1 protein-coding gene is annotated in these 297 nt (G+C 41.8%); it reads left to right on the forward strand.

Annotated elements, in window-relative coordinates; translation table 11 throughout:
- On the forward strand, positions 1-297 hold a 297-nt coding region (locus tag AOA60_RS32655; protein WP_158235031.1), incomplete at both ends, for a hypothetical protein.

The following is a 297-nucleotide window of genomic DNA, read 5'->3' on the forward strand; positions in this document are numbered from 1 at the left end:
GTCATGAAGAAGCGCAGGAGGCATTGAAACCGAACTTAAGTCAAAGGGAGTTTAGTATTCTACTTTTCGACGATTCTAAAGAATTAATTTACGAGCCAAATGCATCTCCTGGTTTAGATATAACCCTTGTAAAACCAGAGTTTCTTGAAGAGGCATTACGTGGCGGTGTGGTGACAGATGGTGGCAGGATGGATGGCGTTTTAAGCTATCATATTGCGTCAAGGATTCAACTACCTTTGCTTGATTCGGAAAAAGAAAGCGGGATTATGGTCATGGTGTTTCATGATCTCGATCATC

The sequence above is a fragment of the Pseudomonas sp. 2822-17 genome, assembly GCF_002742485.1.
In the GTDB taxonomy this organism is placed as follows: domain Bacteria; phylum Pseudomonadota; class Gammaproteobacteria; order Pseudomonadales; family Pseudomonadaceae; genus Aquipseudomonas; species Aquipseudomonas cyclaminis.